We start from the raw sequence: 20692 nt of genomic DNA on the forward strand, positions 1-20692 counted from the left end.
GGCGGGTGGATGTGGTGCAGCCGGTGTTGTTTGCGGTGATGGTGGGGGTGGCGCGGTGGTGGGAGTCGGTGGGGGTGCGTGCGGATGCGGTGATGGGGCATTCGCAGGGTGAGGTGGCGGCGGCGTATGTGGCGGGTGGGTTGTCGCTCGAGGATGCGGTGCGGGTTGTGGTGGCGCGTAGCCGGTTGATCAGTGACCAACTCACGGGTGCGGGCGCGATGGCGTCGGCGGCGCTGTCGGTGGCGGAGATTCGGCGGCGGTTGGCCGGTTACGACAACGAACTGGCTGTGGCAGTGGTCAACGGGCCGAGTTCGGTCACTGTATCGGGCACGGTCACCGCCGTGCGGGCATTCCTGGACGACTGTGCGCGCGACGATATCCGTGCGAGCCGGGTCGCGGTCGGCTACGCAGCGCATTCGGCTCAGGTGGAGCCGCTGCGTGAACCGCTGCTACGGGACTTGCGTTCGATCGAGCCGCGCTCGGCGCAGATCCCGTTCTACTCGTCCGTCACCGGCGAACCGATGGACACCCGCGATCTGGACGCCGAGTACTGGTACCAGAACCTGCGCCAACCGGTCCGGTTCGACCGTGCCGTCGCAGCGGCACTGCGGGATACGCATTCCACCTTCATCGAAACCAGTCCGCATCCGTTGCTCACCGCGGCCATCGCGGAGGCCGCCGGCCCCGATAGCGTTGTCCTCGACTCACTGCGGCGCGATGCGGGCGGAGCACGCCCACTGCTGCGCGCGGCAGCGCAGGCACATATTGCAGGCGTGGCCGTGGACTGGGCCGCACTGTTCCCCGACGCCAGGCGGGTCCCGTTGCCCACTTACGCTTTCCAACGGCGACGCTACTGGACCGACCCGGTGGGCCTCGCCGACCCCGAGACGCTTGGCCTGACCGGAACACAGCATCCGATACTCGGCGCGGTAGTGCCGTCACCGGACACGAACGGGCTGACCCTCACCGGCCGGGTGTCTCCGCGCACCCATCCCTGGTTGACCGGCCACACCATCGGCGGTGCGGTGCTCTTCCCGGCAACCGCGTTCCTGGAACTGGCCATCCGGGCCGGTGACGAAGCCGGCGCCCCCGTGGTCGACGAATTGACACTGGTGAGCCCACTGATCGTGCCGGAGGACGGGATCCGGCTCCAGGTGCTGATCGGCGGCGGAGACGACACCGCGACGCGCGCGCTGTCAATCTATGCCCACACCGGCGACGACGACCCATGGACCTTGCACGCACAGGGCCGGTTGCGCGCGGACGATGTCGCCGGGGACCCCGCCGCGACGGGACGACAGGAGCCGTGGCCGCCGGAGAATACGGAACCGGTCGACACCGACGGGTTGTACGACACCCTGGCCGACGCCGGCTACGACTACGGCCCGGTGTTCCGTGGACTGCGATCGGTACGGCGGCGCGGCGCGCAGCTGTTCGTCGAGGTCGAACTGCCCGAACCCGATTCCACCTCTACCGGGTTCGACGTCCACCCCGCACTGCTGGACGCGGTACTGCACGCGCTGGCAGCAGGCGGTGCCGCGGCACCGGAACCGATGATGCCGTTCGCCTGGCGAGCAGTGCGTTCGTATGCGACCGGACCGACCGTGGTGCGTGCACGCCTGACCCCGATCGGCGACGAGGCTGTGCCCACCGACGACGTGCCCGGTGGGGGCGCCTACGGCGCTGTATCCATCGAGGTCGCCGACGGCGCAGGCCGGCCTGTATTGTCCGTCGGCGAACTGTGCCTGCGTCCGGTGCCCCTGGCCCAGCAGCGGCCGACGATCAGCAGCGCATTGCACACAGTGATCTGGATACCGGTCGCCGCACCAGCCGTTCGGGAACCGGCACAGGTAGCTCCCTGGACAACGGTCGAAACCGGTACGACCGTCGCGCCGGTACTGGTATTGGACCGACGCGACCAGGACCCGCGCAACGACGATATGGCCGCGCGGATACGCGCAGTGAGCCGGGAAACGGTGGCCGCGCTGCACGCTTTCTCCGGCGATCCGAGGTGCGCGACGAGTGTCCTGATCGTGGTCACCTCCGGTGCGGTCGCGGTAGCCGGTGAGGAGGTGAACCCGGCCGCGGCGGCGGTCTGGGGTGTGGTGCACGCCGCGCAAGCCCACGAACCGGGCCGGATCGTGCTCATCGATACCGACACCGCCCCGGATGCGGTGACGGTAGCGGCCGTGCTCGCCTGCGGCGAACCACAGGTGGCGTCCCGCTCCGGAGAGCTGCACGCGGCACGCCTGGTGCGCACGAACACCGGCGCGGCCCCCGCGGTCGATGCGCTGCCCGCCGGGACGGTGCTGCTGACGTGTGACACCACAGGCTACGCACCCGTGCTCGCCCGGCACCTGGTGTCCCGGCACGCCGTCACCCGGCTGGTGCTGGCCGGCCCGGACGCAGCAGCGATGGGGGAGGTGTGCGGGGAACTGGGTGAACTCGGAGCGCGGACCGAGGTGGTGGTGTGCGATCTCGCCGACCGAGCGCAGCTCATGGCAGCAGTGGCTGCCGCAGCGAGCTGCGCGGACGCCCCGCTGGCCGGTGTGGTGCACGCAGCCGGTCTACCCGCTGCCGGTTCCGGGGCGCTGACCACCGAACGCCTCGACACCCAACTGGACGGGGCTGTCACCGCCTGGTACCTGCATGAGTTGACACGAGACCGGAACCTGGCCTGGTTCGTACTGTTCTCCTCCGCCGCAACAGCTTTCGGTGTGCCCGGAGGCGGTGGTGCGGCCGCCGCCGCCATGGTGGCAGACGCGCTCGCCGTTCAGCATCGAGCGGCCGGGTCGAACGCGGTATCGATCGCGTGGGGTGCGTGGGCGCCGGAAACCGGCGCACCACAGCAGCCGCTCCCACCCGAGGCGGCCCGGCTGCACCGGGCGGGCGTGATGGCATCGACTGCCGAGCAGGTCACCGAACTGTTCGACGCGGCTCTCACCGGGACCCATGCGGCGGTGACGGCGGTCCGGGTCGACCGGTCCGTGCTCGCCGGCCGGGCCCGCGCCGGGCTGCTGCCGAGGTTGCTGCGTGAGCTGGCGCCGCAGTCGCGACGCGGGCGAGCCGATACGGGACCGATCCTGGCGGACCGGGTCGCCGAACTGACCGGCACCGAACGCGACCAGGTGCTTCTCGAGATGGTGCGTGCCCAGATCGCGGCGGTGCTCGGCTACCCCGGCGCCGCCGCGGTGGGCGCCGATCGCGCATTCCAGGATCTGGGCATCGACTCGGTCACCGCGGTCGAGGTGCGTAACCGGCTCAACGGGATCAGCGGCCTCGCGTTGCCCGCGACGCTCATCTTCGACCATCCGACACCGCGCGCGGTCGCCGTCCACCTTGCCCGGCAGCTGTCCGGGGCGGACACCGCACCCGTGCATGCGCCACCGGTGACCGGGGTGGCCGAACCGATCGCCATCGTCGGCATCGGCTGCCGCTATCCGGGTGGTATCGCCACCGCCGACGAGCTGTGGGAGTTCGTCGCCACTGGCCGGGACGGGATCACGCCGCTGCCGACCGACCGCGGCTGGGATGTGGGTGCGTTGTTCGACCCCGATCCAGCCGCTGCAGGTCGCTCCTATTCGCGGGCCGGTGGTTTCCTGCACGAAGCCGGAGACTTCGATGCGGAATTCTTCGGCATCAGCCCCCGCGAGGCCGTCGCCATGGATCCACAGCAGCGGCTCCTGCTGGAAACGAGCTGGGAGGCAGTGGAACACGCCGGGATCGACCCGCAGACGTTACGTGGCAGCGACACCGGTGTTTTCATCGGAGTGACCGGACAGTTCTACAGCTCCGGCGTCACCGGGGACCCGGATCTCGAGGGGCACCGGTTGACCGGTGTGTCACCGAGCGTGGTGTCGGGCCGGGTGTCGTACGTACTGGGGTTGGAAGGGCCCGCGGTGTCGGTGGATACCGCGTGTTCGTCGTCGTTGGTGGCGTTGCATCAGGCGGTGCAGGCGTTGCGGGCGGGGGATTGTTCGATGGCGCTGGTGGGCGGGGTCACGGTCATGGCGACGCCGGTCGGGCTGGTCGGATTCTCTCGGCAGCGGGGCTTGGCGCGGGATGGGCGGTGTAAGCCGTTTTCGGATGGTGCGGATGGGATCGGGTTGGCTGAGGGGGTGGGGGTGTTGGTGGTCGAGCCGTTGTCTCGGGCGCGGGAATTGGGGCATGAGGTGTTGGCGGTGATGCGGGGGACCGCGGTGAATCAGGACGGGGCGTCGAATGGGTTGAGTGCGCCGAATGGTCCGTCGCAGCAGCGCGTCATCCGGCATGCCCTGGCGGCCGCGGCACTATCGGCAGCCGATATCGATGTGGTGGAGGCGCATGGGACCGGGACGGTGTTGGGTGATCCGATCGAGGCGCAGGCGTTGATCGCCACCTATGGGCAGGATCGTTCTGCTGAGAATCCACTGTGGTTGGGGTCGATCAAATCCAATATCGGTCATACTCAGGCTGCGGCCGGGGTGGCTGGGGTGATCAAGATGGTGCAAGCCATGCGTTACGGGTTGCTGCCACGCACGCTGCATGCAGACACTCCCTCCTCGCACGTGGACTGGTCGGCGGGGGCCGTGGAGTTGCTGACCGAACAGCGGGAATGGCCAGGCACCGCGGAACACCCTCGTAGAGCGGGCATCTCGTCGTTCGGGATCAGTGGCACCAACGCCCACCTCATCCTCGAAGAAGCACCCCGGGAACAGGGCACCGGCACCGGTGACAACCCTGCTCTCGAACCGAGTAGCCCGAGCACCACCGCCACGGCCTGGGTGGTCTCGGCGCGCAGTCGCAGCGCGCTCACCGATCAGGCCCGTCGCCTCGCAGACCGCCTGCAACGGACCCCGGACGGGGATGCGGCGGCCGTGGCCGGTGCGCTGGCGGGCAGGACCTCGTTCGAGCATCGTGCGGTGATCGTGGGCGGCAGTCGCGACGAGTTGCTGTCGCGGCTGGTGGCGTTCGGGGCCGGTGCGATCACCGAAGGCGTGGTGTCGGGCCGAGCCCGGCCGATGGGTGCCACGGTGTTCGTGTTCCCGGGGCAGGGCGGGCAGTGGGTGGGCATGGGACGCGCACTGCTGGACGCGTCGCCGGTGTTCGCCGCCGCGATCGCGGACTGTGCCGCCGCATTCGCGCCGCTGGCGGACTGGTCGCTGCCCGAGATCCTGCGCGCCGCAGACGACGACAGCACCGTCACCGCGCTGCTCGACCGGGTCGATGTGGTGCAACCGGTGCTGTTCGCCGTCACGATCGGCATCGCGCGCTGGTGGCAGTCGATCGGCGTGACACCCGACGCGGTAATCGGGCACTCCCAAGGTGAGGTGGCCGCCGCATATCTGGCCGGGGCGTTGTCACTGCCTGATGCCGCCCGCCTCGTCGTTCACCGCAGCCGATTGATCGCCGAACAGTTGTCCGGCGCGGGCGCGATGGCGTCGGTGGCGCTGCCGCCGGAACAGGTAGCCGAACGGCTGGTGAAGCACGGCGAGGCACTGGGTATTGCGGCCGTCAACGGACCGGCAGCCGTAGTGGTCTCCGGTGATCCGACAGCGGTGGACGACTTCGTCGCCGACTGTGTCCGCGACGAAGTGCGGGCGAGCCGGATACCAGTCGACTACGCCTCACACTCCTCACACGTCGACGCGCTGCGTGAACCCCTGCTGGACACGCTGTCCGATATCGCCGCCGACCCGGCGGCCGTCCCCTTCTATTCCACCGTCACCGGAACGGACATCGACACCACCAGCTTGGACGCCGAATACTGGTTCGGCAACCTGCGGCAGCCGGTCCGGTTCGCCGAGGCAGTGAGCGCAGCGATCGACGCCGGGCACACCGTATTCGTCGAAGTCAGCCCCCACCCGCTGCTCACACCCGCCACCGCGGCGATCCTGGACACCCGGACCGGCGTAGACCGATCGGTGAACGGTGTGGTCGTGGGTTCGTTGCGGCGCGGCTCGGGCGGAGACGACCGGCTGCTGGAATCGGCGGCACAGCTGCATACCGCAGGCGTCGATATCGATTGGCCAGCGCTGTTCCCGGCGCGACGTCGAATAACCCTGCCCACCTATGCCTTCCAGCATCGCCGTTACTGGCTGGCCCCTGACCTCGGTGGGGACGCAACGGCACTGGGCCTGACGACCACCGACCATGCCATCGTCACCGCAGCCCTCACCGCCCCCGACTCGGGCGGCCTCACCCTGACCGGCCGGGTCTCTGTGCAAACCCATCCCTGGCTCGCCGACCACACTGTCGCGGGCACAATACTGTTCCCCGGCACCGCTTTCCTCGACCTGGCGCTGCACGCCGGCGCGGCAGCCGGAACCCCGGCCGTCGCCGAACTGACACTGTTGGAGCCGTTGGCGCTGCCGGGCGACGAGGCGGTAGCGCTACAAGTCGTGGTCGGCGGCGACAACGAGGCCCGTCGGGCGATCTCCATCTACTCCCGGACCGACAGCGATACGGCGTGGCGACTGCATGCCCAGGGAACGGTCACCGCGGACACCGAGGTCGGCGATTCCCTGGCATCGGCCGCCCAGCCACCCGTCCAAGCGGCCGCTGTCGACAGCACCGGCGTCTACGACGCGCTCGCCGCCACTGGTTACGGGTACGGGCCGAGCTTCCGCGGTCTGCAATCGGTACGCCGCCACGGCGAAGCTCTCTATGTCGAGGTCGCCTTACCGGAATCGGTGCCGGACACCACCGGCTACGGGCTGCATCCGGCACTGTTGGACGCGGTACTGCACGCGCTGTCGGTCGCTGCGAACGCCGATGCCGAGCCCGTGCTGCCGTTCGTCTGGGCCGGGGTGACACGGTATCGCGTCGGCGCCCGCGCCCTGCGCGCCGAGATCACCCGGACGGGCGGCAACTCGCTCGCCCTGCGGGTCGCCGACCCGTCCGGGAATCCCGTGCTGTCGGCTCGTTCGCTGACCACTCGGCCCGTGCAGCTCGACCGGCTCGCCGCCGCCACGGCGAACGCGCTGTACGCGCTCACCTGGACTGCGCTACCGGTGCGCGAATACCGACGAGACCTGACGTGGACCCACTGGACGGAGCGGGACACCGTGGCCGAGGTCGTGCTGCTCGATCTGCGCGACACCGCCGACCACGGGCTTCCGGCGGTCCGCGCGTGCCTGCACCGGGTGCTCGCCGTCCTGCAGGAGTTCATCGCGGCGCGGCAGTTCGCCGCGGCGACTCTGGCCGTGGTGACCCGCGGCGCAGTCTCGGTATCGGGTGAACCCGTCACCGATGCGGCGGGTGCAGCGGTATGGGGCCTGGTCCGCTCGGCGCAGTCGGAGGAACCCGGCCGCATCATCCTGATCGACACCGACACCGAGGGGGTACCGGCGCAGGCCGTGTCGGCGGCTCTGGCCGGTGGAGAGCAGCAGGTGGCGGTACGCGGTGATGGGATTGTCGGTGCGCGGCTCACCGCAGCCGCGGACGACGAGGCGCTCACTCTGCCCATCGGTCCGGGGTGGCGGCTCGTCGCCGCGGGCGCAGGCACGGGCACTGTTGACGACCTGGAGACAGCCGAGTATCTCGGTGGTGTCGAGCCGCTACAGCCAGGCCGGGTACGGGTCGCGGTGCGCGCGGGCGGATTGAATTTCCGTGATGTTCTCGTCAGCCTCGGGATGCGGCCGGAAGACACCGCCGTCATCGGTGGTGAGGCTGCGGGTGTGGTGGTGGAGGTCGGGCCAGGGGTTGATCGGTTCGTGCCGGGTGACCGGGTGATGGGGTTGATCACCGGGGGGATCGGCCCGGTGGTGGTGACGGACCAGCGGTTGTTGATTCCGGTTCCGACGGGGTGGTCGTTTGCGGAGGCGGCGGGTGTTCCGGTGGCGTTTGCGACGGCGTTTTACGGGTTGCGGGAGCTGGCCGAGGTTTCGCCGGGGGATCGGGTGTTGGTGCATGCTGCGACTGGTGGGGTGGGGATGGCTGCGGTGCAGTTGGCGCGGGTGTGGGGTGCGGAGGTGTTCGTGACCGCCAGCCGCGGTAAATGGGATGCCTTGCGCGAGCTCGGGTTCGATGAGGCTCATATCGCCGATTCGCGGAGTCTGGATTTCGAGCAGCAGTTCCTGACCGCGACCGGTGGTGCGGGTGTGGATGTGGTGTTGGATTGTTTGGCGGGGGATTTCGTGGATGCGTCGTTGCGGTTGTTGCCGGGGGGTGGGCGGTTCGTCGAGATGGGTAAGACCGATATCCGTGACCCTGAGCAGATCGCTGTCGAGTACCCAGGGGTCCGGTACCGTGCCTTCGACCTGCTCGAAGCCGGACCGGACCGGATCGGCCGAATCCTCGGCGACCTGTCGGAACAGTTCACCGACGGCCACCTGCACCGGCTACCTGTGCGAGCCTGGGACATCCGGCAGGCCCGTGCCGCGCTGCGCTCTTTCGCACAGACCCGGCATATCGGCAAGCTGGTCCTGACCGTGCCCGCACCGCATCTGGCCGAGGGCACAGTGATCGTCACCGGCGGCACCGGAGGTCTGGGCACAATCCTTGCCCGGCATCTGGTCCGCGAGTACGGAATCCGCTCCATGGTGCTGGCTTCCCGACAGGGCGCCACAGCACCCGGTGCGCGGGCACTGACCCACGAACTCAGCGAGTTCGGCGCCCGCGTCACGGTCGTCGCCTGCGATGTGTCCGACCGCGCCGAGGTCGAACGGCTGCTGACCGCTGTCCCCGCCGACGCGCCGCTGACCGGGATCGTGCACGCCGCCGGTGCACTCGACGACAGCACCATCGCCGCACTGACACCCGAACGCATCGACGCCGTGCTTGCCGCCAAAGCCGACGGCGCGGCACATCTGCACGAGCTGACCCGCAACCTGGACCTGGCCATATTCGTGCTGTTCTCCTCTGCCGCCGGGGTTTTCGGAGCACCCGGTCAAGGCAACTACGCGGCGGCGAACGCTTTCCTCGACGCCCTCGCCGCCCGCCGCCGCACCGAAGGGCTCCCCGCCACCTCCATCGCCTGGGGTTTCTGGGCCTCCGTGACCGGGATGACCGGGCACCTGGACGACCGCGACAGCGCGCGTATGAGCCGCGCCGGTGTACTGGCCATGCCGGACGAGCAGGGCCTGGCGTTGTTCGACGCGGCCATACGCCAGCATCGGCCCGCGGTCACCGCCGCCCAGCTGGACCGATCGCTGCTGGCCGCACTGGCCCGGCGCGACGGCCTACCCCCACTGTTGCGGGGGCTTGTTGCCACCCGTGCCCGCGCCGCTGACGCGCGCGTCCCGGCATTGGCGGCCGCACTGCCGGCAGACGCTACAGACACCGACCGGCGCGAGGCGGTACTGCACCTGGTCCGCACCCAGGTCGCCGTCGTGCTCGGTCATGCGAGCGCTGACGATATCGAGCCCGACCGAAATTTCGCCGAACTCGGGTTCGACTCGTTGACCGCGGTCGAAGTCCGCAACCGGCTCCAGGCCGCCACCGGCCTGACCCTGCCTGCCACTCTCGTCTTCGATCACCCGACACCGGAAGCCGTTACCGACCACATCCACCAGACCTCCACCGGTGGGCGCACAGCCGAGACCACCGCACCGGCCGCACCACAGCCCGCGATATCGGATCCGATCGTGATTGTCGGCGTCGGCTGCCGTTTCCCTGGCGGGGTGGGCTCGCCCGAGGAGCTGTGGCAACTACTGACCGAAGGCCGCGACGCGGTCGGCGCGTTCCCCACCGACCGGGGCTGGGACCTGGGCACGCTGTTCGACCCCGACCCGGCGGCGGTGGGTAAATCGTATGTGCGGGCGGGTGGGTTCCTCGACGACGCCGCCGGATTCGACGCGGACTTCTTCGGCATCAGCCCGCGCGAAGCGGTATCGATGGACCCGCAGCAGCGGCTGCTGCTGGAAACCGTATGGGAGGCGCTCGAATACGCCGGAATCGACCCGTTGTCGTTACGCGGCAGCGATACCGGCGTGTTCATCGGGGTGACCGATCAGCACTACGGTACCGGTGTCCGGGATACCGACACCGGTGCCCAGGCGTACCGGATGACGGGCGCTACCGCGAGCGTCGCCTCCGGCCGGGTCGCCTACGTGCTCGGACTAGAGGGCCCGGCGGTGTCGATCGATACGGCGTGCTCCTCCTCGCTGGTCGCGCTGCACCAGGCCGTGCAGGCGGTCCGTGCCGGTGACTGCGCGCTCGCACTGGCGGGCGGCGTCACGGTGATGGCCACCCCCAGCGCGTTCGTCGGGTTCTCCCGGCAGGGTGGTATGGCCCCTGACGGACGCTGCAAATCGTTCTCCGCTATCGCCGACGGCACCGGTTGGAGCGAAGGCGCTGGTGTGCTGGTGGTCGAACGGCTGTCGCAGGCTCAGCGGTCGGGCCACCAGGTGCTGGCCGTGGTGCGCGGGTCGGCGGTGAACTCCGACGGCGCCTCCAACGGGCTGACTGCACCGAACGGTCCCGCGCAGCAGCGGGTGATCCGCAAGGCGCTGGCCGCGGCCGCCCTGCGCGGCGCGGATATCGACGCTGTGGACGGGCACGGAACGGGGACGGTGCTCGGCGACCCGATCGAGGCGCAGGCCCTGCTGGCGACCTACGGCCAGGACCGGCCGACGGATCGGCCGCTGTGGCTGGGGTCCGTCAAATCCAATCTCGGTCACGCCCAAGCCGCCGCGGGCGTGGCGGGAGTTATCAAAATGGTGCAGGCGTTGCGCTACGGCGTGCTGCCGCAGACCCTGCATGTGGACGCGCCGTCGGATCATGTGGACTGGTCGGCTGGGGCGGTGCGGCTGCTCACCGAGCAGCGGCAGTGGCCCGGCGTGAACCGGCCGCGGCGGGCCGCGGTGTCCTCGTTCGGTATCAGCGGCACCAATGCCCACATCATCCTCGAACAGGCGCCGGAACCCGCCGGTAGCGAACCTGGACCTGCCGCCGACCGCACGGACCGGGTACTGCCGTGGGTGGTGTCCGCGCGCAGCCGGGCCGCGCTCGCCGCCCAGGCCAACAGGCTGGCGCACTTCCTGCGGGAACGGCCCGAACTGGCCGCCGTCGAGATCGGCCGCGCCCTGGCCGCCCGCAGCCGCTTCGACCACCGCGCCGCCGTCGTCGGCGCCGACCGTGACGAGCTGCTCAACGGGCTCGCCGCGCTGTCACAGGGTTCGACCGATGCACTGACCGGGACAGTGCGGCGCGGCAGGACGGTGTTCGTCTTTCCCGGGCAGGGTGCGCAGTGGACGGGGATGGGGCGCGAGCTGTACCCGGCGTTCCCGGTGTTCGCCACTGCCTTCGACGCGGTGGCCGCAGCACTGGAACGCCACCTCGACGTGAGCATGCACGACATCCTCTGGGGCGACGACGAGAAACCGTTGCGGCGCACCGATCTCGCCCAAGCGGGACTGTTCGCCGTCGGTGCGGCCCTGTTCGAGCTGCTGGGGTCGTGGGGGATGCGTCCCGACTTCCTTGTCGGCCATTCGATCGGTGAGGTCACCGCCGCGTATGCGGGTGGGGTGCTGTCGCTGCACGATGCCGCCGCCCTGGTGGCCGCCCGTGGTCGGTTGATGCGGGAGTTGCCCGCGGGCGGGGCGATGGCCGCGGTGTCCGCGCCCGAACCGCAGGTGGCTGCTCTGCTCACCGAGGGGGTCGATATCGCCGCGGTCAATGCGCCCGGGTCCGTGGTCGTCTCCGGTGCCGCGGCGGCCGTCGCGGAGCTCGGCGAGCGGCTCACGGGCGCGGGCCACCGGGTGGAACGGCTACCGGTCGAGCATGCGTTCCATTCGGCTCTGATCGATCCCGTGCTGGCCCGGTTCGAGACGGAGATCGCGGGGTTGGATTACAGCGAACCGGCCATCCCGATCGTCTCCACCCGCGACGGTGCGCTCGCCGACGGGCAGCTGGCCGATCCGCGGTATTGGGTGCGGCATGCCCGGGACACCGTCAGGTTCGCCGACGCCATCGCGACCCTGATCGATGCCGGTGCCCGCCGTTTCCTGGTACTCGGCCCCGACGGCGGGCTGGCCGCCCTGATCCGGCAGTGCGCCGAGCACGACGCGCCTGTTTCAGCGGACGGCACCGATGTGGTGGCGGTCCCGGCCCTGCGCCGCAACCGTCCCGCCGAGCGGACACTGTTCACCGCCGTCGCGCAGCTCGAGGTCACCGGCGCCGCCGTGACATGGCAGACCGTGTTCGGCGACACCGGCACCCGGCCGGTAACGCTGCCGCCGTACGCCTTCCAGCACCGCCGTTATTGGCTCGTCGCGGGCGGGGCTCCTGATCTGGCCGCGGCGGGCCTGGCCGCTACCGATCATCCGCTGCTCGGGGCGGCGGTGGTTTCCCCGGAAACCGGGGCGATCACCCTGACCGGGCGGCTGGCGCGGCACAGCCAGCCGTGGCTTGCCGATCACGTCGTGGGCGGTGCGGTGCTGTTTCCTGCGACCGGGTTCCTCGAAATGGCCCTGTGCGCAGGCACCGAAGCCGGCACGCCCGCGGTGCGGGAGCTGACCCTCGCCACGCCACTGGTACTGCCCGATGAGGCGGGCGTGCAGATCCAGGTCCTCGTTGCACCGCCCGACCACACCGGAACCCGTGCGGTATCGGTATATTCGCGTCCCGAACTCGATACGGAAGCCGCGTGGACCCTGCACGCCCAGGGACGGCTGGCCGCCGACGAGACGCCCGAGGAACCCGCAGCATCCGCGGTCTCCGAGCCCGGAAACTGGCCGCCCACCGGGGCGCAACCTTTGGACACCGATCACGTCTACGACCTGCTCGCCGACGCCGGATACCGATACGGCCCGGCGTTTCACGGACTGCAGTCGGCGTGGCGGCGCGGCACGGAGCTGTTCGCCGAAGTGGCACTGCCGGACTCGGCCGGGCAGGCGCAGGGGTACGGCACCCATCCGGCGCTGCTGGATGCCGTGCTGCACGCCATGGCCGCCGCCGCGGGGAACCCGATAGCCGATCCACTGCTGCCGTTCAGCTGGGAAGACGTGCGCCGCTACAGCACCGGCGCGACGAGGTTGCGGGCCCGCCTCACGCTGCGTGATCCCCAGACGCTGTCCCTGCATCTCACCGCCGACACCGGCCTGCCGGTGCTGTCGGCACGCTCGCTGACGCTACGCCCGATTCGTCTCGAACAGTTCAACGGCACCGCTACTTCCGGCCGTATCCACACGATCGAGTGGCGTGATGTCACCCCCGTCACCGTGGAGCCGGTGCCGTGCTCGTCCTGGGAGCAGGCGTTGTCGAACCCGGACGGTGACGCGGCCGTTATCGTTCTGGACAGGCGCGTCGCTGCGGGGAAAGACATGCCCGCTGCCGCACATACCGCCACCCATGAGGTCCTGACGGTCCTGCAGACATTCGCCGGTGACACTCGTTTCGTCGGGCGCCGTCTGCTGGTGCTCACCCGCGGCGCGGTGGCGACTGCGGATGCGGAGGCGCCGGACCCGGCGGCGGCCGCGGTCTGGGGCCTGGTGCGCACCGCCCAATCGGAGGACCCGGGCCGGATCGTACTGGTGGACACCGATGGATCCGACCCCGGCCTACCGGAGCTGGTCGCAGCTGTGGTCGCCGCCGGTGAGCCGCAGCTGGCGCTGCGGAATACGGCGCTGCGAGCGGCGCGATTGACGCGCGCTTCGCGGCCGGAGACCACGAATACGGGCCGGGCCGGCCGGGTCGCGGACGGCACGGTGCTGATCACCGGCGGCACCGGCGGTCTGGGCCGCGTCCTGGCCAGGCATCTGGTGTCACGGCACGGGGTCCGTTCGCTGATCCTCGCCTCGCGTAGCGGGCCCACCACGCCGGGCGTCGACGAATTGGTGTGCGAGCTCGACGCGGCGGGCGCACGGGTGGACGTGCGCGCCTGCGATGTATCGGATCGTGCGGCGCTCGCTGAGTTGTTGGCGTCGGTTCCGTCGGAGTTGCCGTTGACCGGTGTGGTGCATGCGGCTGCGGTGCTCGATGACGGTGTGGTGTCGGCGTTGACACCTGCTCGGTTGGATGTGGTGTTGGGGGCGAAGGCGGATGCGGCGTGGTATTTGCATGAGTTGACTCGTGGTCTGGATGTGGCGTTGTTTGTGTTGTTTTCGTCGGCTGCGGGGGTTTTCGGTGCTCCTGGGCAGGGTAATTACGCGGCGGCGAATGCGTTCTTGGATGGTTTGGCTGGGTATCGACATGCGCAGGGGCTGCCCGCCACGTCCATCGCCTGGGGCATATGGGCTTCTCCATCCGGGATGACCGAACGTCTCGACGAGAGCGCCACCCGCATCACCCGCGCCGGCGTGCTGCCGCTCACCGTCGAACAAGGACTGGCGGACTTCGATATCGCGATCCAGGGCGACCGGCCCGCCGTCACCGCGGTGCTGTTCGCCCGCGCGGTGCTGGCCGGCCGCGCCCGCAACGGTCTGCTGCCGCCGCTACTGGCCGACCTCGCCCCGCAGGCCCCTGGCAACAATGAGGCACCGGCGTTGCCGCAACGGCTCACCGGCCTCGACGCGACCGAGCGGCACCGGGTGGTGCTGGACACGGTGCGCGCGCAGGTCGCGGGCGTCCTCGGGCACAGCGGCGCCGACGATATCGAACCCGACCGCGCCTTCGCCGACCTCGGGTTCGATTCGCTGAGCGCCGTCGAAACCCGCAACCGGCTCAACGCGGTCACCGGCCTGACACTGCCTGCGACTCTGGTTTTCGACCACCCCACCCCGGCGGCCGTCGCCGATTATCTTTGCGACCAGCTCGGCGGTGTCGCGGCCGAGCCCGGTGACACCGTCGGCGATATCCGCCGCTATCTGACGACGGTGCCGCTGGAGCGTTTCCGGGAGGCCGGGATCCTGGACGCCCTGCTGGAACTGGCACGGGCCGAACGCGACCGCCTCACGCACGAACCCCCCGCGCCCGAGGCACCCGGCTCCGCCGCGCCCGATGCGGTGGATCTGATGGACGCCGACAGCCTGATCAGGCACGTCATGGACAACCGGCTCACCTGACGGGAAGGTAAAGATGTCCGTTTCCAGTGAGGCCCTGCTCGAGGCGCTGCGCGTCGCCGCCCGGGACAATGCCGTGCTGCGGCAGACGCACGATCGGCTGCTGGCCGAGTTGTCGGAGCCCATCGCCATTATCGGCATGGCCTGCCGGTTCCCGGGTGAGGTGACGACACCAGAGCAGCTGTGGCGGCTGGTGTCGGAAGGCCGGGACGCGATCGGCCCCTTCCCGGAGGACCGAGGCTGGGATGTGGCAGGCCTGTACGATCCCGACCCCGACGCGGACGGGAAATCGTATGTGCGCCACGGCGGTTTCCTCTACGATGCCGCCGAGTTCGACGCCGGTTTCTTCGGTATCAGTCCGCGCGAGGCGGTAACGATGGATTCCCAGCAGCGGCTGCTGCTGGAAACGGTGTGGGAGGCGCTGGAAGACGCTGCTATCGACCCGTATACGTTGCGCGGCAGCGATACCGGTGTCTTCGCCGGCGTGATGTACCACGACTATCCGTTCAGTGCGGGCTCCGGTTCCATCGTCTCCGGGCGAGTGGCGTACACCCTCGGGTTGGAAGGGCCCGCCGTATCGGTCGATACCGCCTGCTCGTCCTCGCTGGTCGCGCTGCACCAGGCGGTGCGGTCGCTGCGGGCCGGTGACTGCGCGATGGCGTTGGTCGGCGGGGTCACGGTGATGGCAACACCCGACACCTTCGTCGGCCTGTCCCGGCAGCGGGTGCTGGCTGCGGACGGGCGCTGTAAATCATTCGCCGAATCCGCCGACGGCACCGGCTGGGGGGAAGGCGCAGGCGTGCTGGTGGTCGAACGCCTGTCCAGGGCTCGGGAACTCGGCCATGAGGTGTTGGCGGTGGTGCGGGGGTCGGCGGTGAATTCCGACGGTGCGTCCAATGGGCTCACCGCGCCGAATGGTCCGTCGCAGCAGCGGGTGATCGGTCGGGCGTTGGCGAGTGCTGGTGTGGGGGCGGGGGATGTGGATGTGGTGGAGGCGCATGGGACCGGGACGGTGTTGGGTGATCCGATCGAGGCGCAGGCGTTGATCGCTACCTATGGGCAGGATCGTGCCCCGGAGAGTCCGTTGTGGTTGGGGTCGATCAAATCCAATATCGGCCACACTCAAGCCGCGGCCGGGGTGGCGGGGGTGATCAAAATGGTGCAAGCCATGCGGCACGAGATGCTGCCGCGTACTTTGCATGTGGATGCACCGACCCCGCACGTGGATTGGTCTGGGGGCGCGGTGCGTTTGCTTACCGAGCAGCAGCCGTGGCCACGACGGGAAGACCGGCCCCGGCGGGCGGGTGTGTCGTCGTTCGGGATCAGTGGCACCAACGCTCACGTCATCCTCGAAGAAGCACCACCACCACCGCCGCCGATCGATTCGACGGATACCGCTCCGGTCCAAGACAGCGACGCCACGCCCGCGATCCGCGGCACGGTGGCCTGGGTGCTGTCGGCACGTGACCGCACCGCGCTGGCCGAACAGGCCCGGCGGCTGATCGAGCACCTGCGTTCCCGACCCGACGACACACCCACCGCTATCGGCTGGTCCCTGGTCTCCGGCCGCGCCCGCCTCGAACAGCGGACGGTGGTACTGGGCACCGGCCGTGACGACCTGCTGGCGAAGCTGGCCGTCATCGCCGCCGACCCCGCGACAGCCATTGTCTCGGGTGCGCCCTCCGCGCCCGTCCCCACCGGCGCCCGAGCACGCGGGCGCACCGTGTTCGTCTTCCCCGGCCAGGGCACCCAGTGGGTCGGCATGGGGCGAGAACTGCTGGACTCCGCACCGGTTTTCGCGGCCACCATCGCCGCGTGCGAGGTGACGCTGACGGATCGGGTGCCGTGGTCGCTGACGGCGATCCTGCGCGCACCCGACGACGACCCCACCGCGGCGGCGCTGCTCGAACGTATCGAGGTGCTGCAACCGGTGCTGTTCGCGGTGATGGTGGGTGTGGCGCGGGTATGGGAAGCGCTGGGGGTGCGGCCCGACGCCGTCGTCGGCCACTCTCAGGGCGAGCTGGCCGCGGCGGCGGTCGCGGGCGCGCTGTCGGTGGACGACGCGCTGCGTATCGTGCTGGAACGGTCGCGGCTGTTCGCCGAGAAACTCACCGGCCGCGGCGCGATCGCCTCCCTCGGTATGCCCGCCGACACCGCCACCGAGCAGCTGGCGCGGTATCCGGGGCTGACGCTCGCCGGGGTGAACGGGCCCGCAGCCGTATCGGTGGCCGGGGAGCTGCCGGAACTGGACCGTCTGGTCACCGACCTGACCGCGGCAGGTGTTCGGGCCCGGCTGATCGCCACCACCGTGGCTTCCCATTCGGCCGCGGTGGAACCACTGCGCGACGAGCTGATCGGCGCACTGTCGTTCGTGCGGCCGCAGCGTGCCCGGATACCCATCTATTCGACGGTGACCGCCGCCGAGATCGACGGGACCGAACTGAACGCCCGATACTGGTACGACAATTGTCGTCAACCGGTTCGATTCCAGGACACCGTGCGAGCGCTGCGGTCGGACGGGTTCGGGATCTTCGTCGAAACCGGACCGCACCCGGTGCTGACCATGCCCGTCGAACAGACAGTGGCCGAGGTCGACGGGCCGGAAGCGATCGTGGTGGGGTCGCTGCGGCGCGGTGACGGCTCGGCGCGGCAGCTGCTGGACACCGCGGCCCGGCTGTTCGTCGCCGGTGCCCCCGTCGATTGGTCGGCGCTCTACCACGGGCGCGAACCCCGCCGGATACCCTTGCCGACCTACCCGTTCCAGCGTCGGCGCTACTGGCTGGAACCGACCGGCGCCGGGAGCGCCGCCGCGGCACTGGGACAGTGGGAGGCCGATCATCCGCTGCTGCGGGCGGTGGTCGCCGCCCCCGACTCGGGTGGTGTCACGATCACCGGCCGACTGTCGCTGCGCACCCACCCGTGGCTGGCCGACCATGCCTTCGCCGGGACGGTGCTGTTTCCCGCGACCGGGTTCCTGGAACTCGCGTTACGCGCCGGCGACGAGACCGGCAGTCCCGTGGTGGACGAGCTGAACCTGCTGCAGCCGCTGCTGTTGCCTGATGACCGCACCATACGACTGCAGACCGTCGTGGGCGGACCCGACGAGCACGGGCGGCGGCCGGTGTCGGTGTACTCGTCCGCCGACGGCGAACCCGGCGGCATCTGGGTCCGGCACGCCGAAGGACGCCTCACCCCGCATCTCGCCGTGGACGGCCCAGAAAGCGGAACCCAGTGGCCACCCGCTGGTTTCGCCCCGGCGGACATCGACGGCGTATACGAGGATCTGGCCGACGCCGGCTACGGCTACGGTCCCGTCTTCCAAGGCCTGCGCGCAGTGTGGCGGCGCGACACCGACCTGTGCGCCGAGGTGGCGCTGCCGGACACCGTCACCGACGCCGAACGGTACGCAGTGCATCCGGCGCTGCTGGACGCGGTGCTACACGCGCTGGGCGCGGTCACCGACCCGGCCACCGGCGCGGGGCCGGTGCTGCCGTTCTCCTGGGCTGGCGTCACCGCCCAGCTACACGGCGCCACCGCGCTGCGCGCCGAGATCACCTCTGCCGAAACGGATGCGATATCCCTGCGGGTCACCGATATGCAGGGGCACCCGGTGCTGTCGGTGCGGTCGTTGACCACGCGGCCGGTGCCGCTCGACCGTCTGACCTCCCCGCAGCAGCCGCTGCTGACCGTGGCCTGGCGCGGTTTGCCCCACGCTGCGGCACCAGAGACGGAGGTGCGGTACGAACCGTGGGCGCGGTGCGCGAACCAGAACGACACCGCAGCGCCCGTCGTCGTCCTCGATTGCCGCTGGCACGACGGCCGGACGGTGATCGCCGAAACCCACGCCGCTACCGCGAACGTCCTCGCGGTGCTGCAAACCTTCACCGGCTCGGCCCGTTTCACTACCAGCAGACTGCTGGTGATCACCCACGGCGCGGTATCCGTGGCAGGCGAAGACATCGGCGATCTGGCGGCGACGGCCGTGTGGGGCCTGGTCCGGTCGGCCCAGTCCGAGGAACCCGGCCGGATCGTGCTGCTCGACACCGATACCGGCGAGCCGTCCGTCGCATCGATCGCCGCCGTCCTGGCATGCGGGGAACCACAACTGGCGTTGCGTGGCGAAACGCTGTACGTACCCCGCCTCACCCGGCTGCCCGGTATCGACACCACTCCTCTCGTCGGCGGCACCGCCCCTTCCGTTGGCGGTACTGCCCCTTCCGTCGGCGGTACTGCCTCTCCCGTCGGCGGCGCCACTCCTTCCGTCGGCGGTACTGCCCCTTCCGTCGGCGACATCGCCTCTCCCGCCACCGACACTGCCCCCGCGCTCGCCGCCGACGCCACCGTCCTCGTCACCGGCGGCACGGGTGGGCTCGGCGCTGCGGTGGCCAGACACCTGGTCGCCGCCTACGACGTGCGGTCACTGGTGCTGGCGAGCCGCCGCGGACCGGCGGCGCCGGGGGCGACAGCACTGGTCGACGAACTCAGCGCGGCGGGCGCCCGCGTCCGGGTGGTGGCTTGCGATGTCTCCGACCGCGCCGCGGTCGCGGACCTGATCGCCGCCGTACCCGCGGACAACCCGCTGGGCGGGATCGTCCACGCGGCGGGCGTACTCGACGACGGTGTCATCGGATCGTTGACCCCGCAGCGGCTGGACACCGTACTGGCGGCCAAAGCCGACGCCGCCTGGTATCTGCACGAATGCACACAGGACCGTGACCTGGCGATGTTCGTCCTGTTCTCCTCGGCGGCAGCGGTATTCGGCTCACCCGGCCAGGGCAACTATGCCGCGGCCAATCTGTTCCTGGACGCGTTGGCCGCACACCGACACGCCACCGGCGCGGTGGCCACCTCGATCGGCTGGGGACTGTGGACGACGGTCACCGACGCCACCGCCCATCTGGATGCGGCCGACACCGCACGCATCCGCCGCGGCGGTATCACCGGGCTGTCGGCCGAACAGGGCCTGGCGCTGTTCGACGCGGCTGTGCGACAGCCGCAGCCTGCGGTCACCGCCGTCCGGTTGGATCGCATGGTGCTGGCCGAACAGGCCCGCGCCGGTCTGCTGCCACCCCTGCTGCGCGAACTGGCACCCGCCGCTCGGCAGAACGGCTCGTCCGGGGGATCAGGTGCGCTGGCCCGGCGGCTCGCCGAGGCCGACAACCGTGACCGGACACAGTTACTGCTGGACCTGGTGCGCGCCCAGGTCGCCGTTGTGCTCGGACACGACGGGCCCGCCGCCGTCGAAACGGAACGGAACTTTCAGGAGCTGGGATTCGATTCGCTGACCGCGGTGGAGGTCCGCAACCGGCTGGCCGCGGTCACAGAACTGGCCCTGCCCGCCACGCTCGTCTTCGACCATCCCACCCCGCTGGCCGTGGCTCGGTATCTACAGGACCGGCTGCTCGGGACCGTGGTGCGGACCGAGCCGGTGGCGCGGGCCGCGACGTCGGAACCCATCGCGATCGTGGGGGTGGGATGCCGCTTCCCGGGTGGTGTCGACGGGCCGGAAGCGTTGTGGCGCCTGGTGACCGACGGCGGCGACACCCTCTCGGAGTTCCCGTCCGATCGCGGCTGGGAGGTGGAGAAGATCTACGACCCGGACCCGGACCCGGACGCGGTCGGCCGGTCCTATGTCCGCCACGGCGGTTTTTTGTCGGGTGCGGGTGGTTTTGATGCGGGGTTTTTCGGGGTGAGTCCGCGGGAGGCTGTGGTGATGGATCCGCAGCAGCGGGTGTTGTTGGAGGTGGTGTGGGAGGCGTTGGAGGATGCGG

General features: G+C 70.2%; 2 protein-coding genes. Both read left to right on the forward strand.

Going from position 1 to position 20692, the window contains the following annotated elements; all coding sequences use genetic code 11:
* Positions 1-11 precede the first annotated feature (11 nt).
* Positions 12-14924, forward strand: coding sequence for a type I polyketide synthase (locus tag B0T44_RS24185; protein WP_254893710.1), 14913 nt, complete (start codon positions 12-14; stop codon positions 14922-14924).
* A 13-nt stretch (positions 14925-14937) separates the two neighbouring features.
* The coding region (locus B0T44_RS24190) for a type I polyketide synthase (protein ID WP_139348040.1) at positions 14938-20692 on the forward strand (5755 nt) is incomplete at its 3' end.

Source organism: Nocardia donostiensis (assembly GCF_002081715.1).
Taxonomy (GTDB): Bacteria; Actinomycetota; Actinomycetes; order Mycobacteriales; family Mycobacteriaceae; genus Nocardia; species Nocardia donostiensis.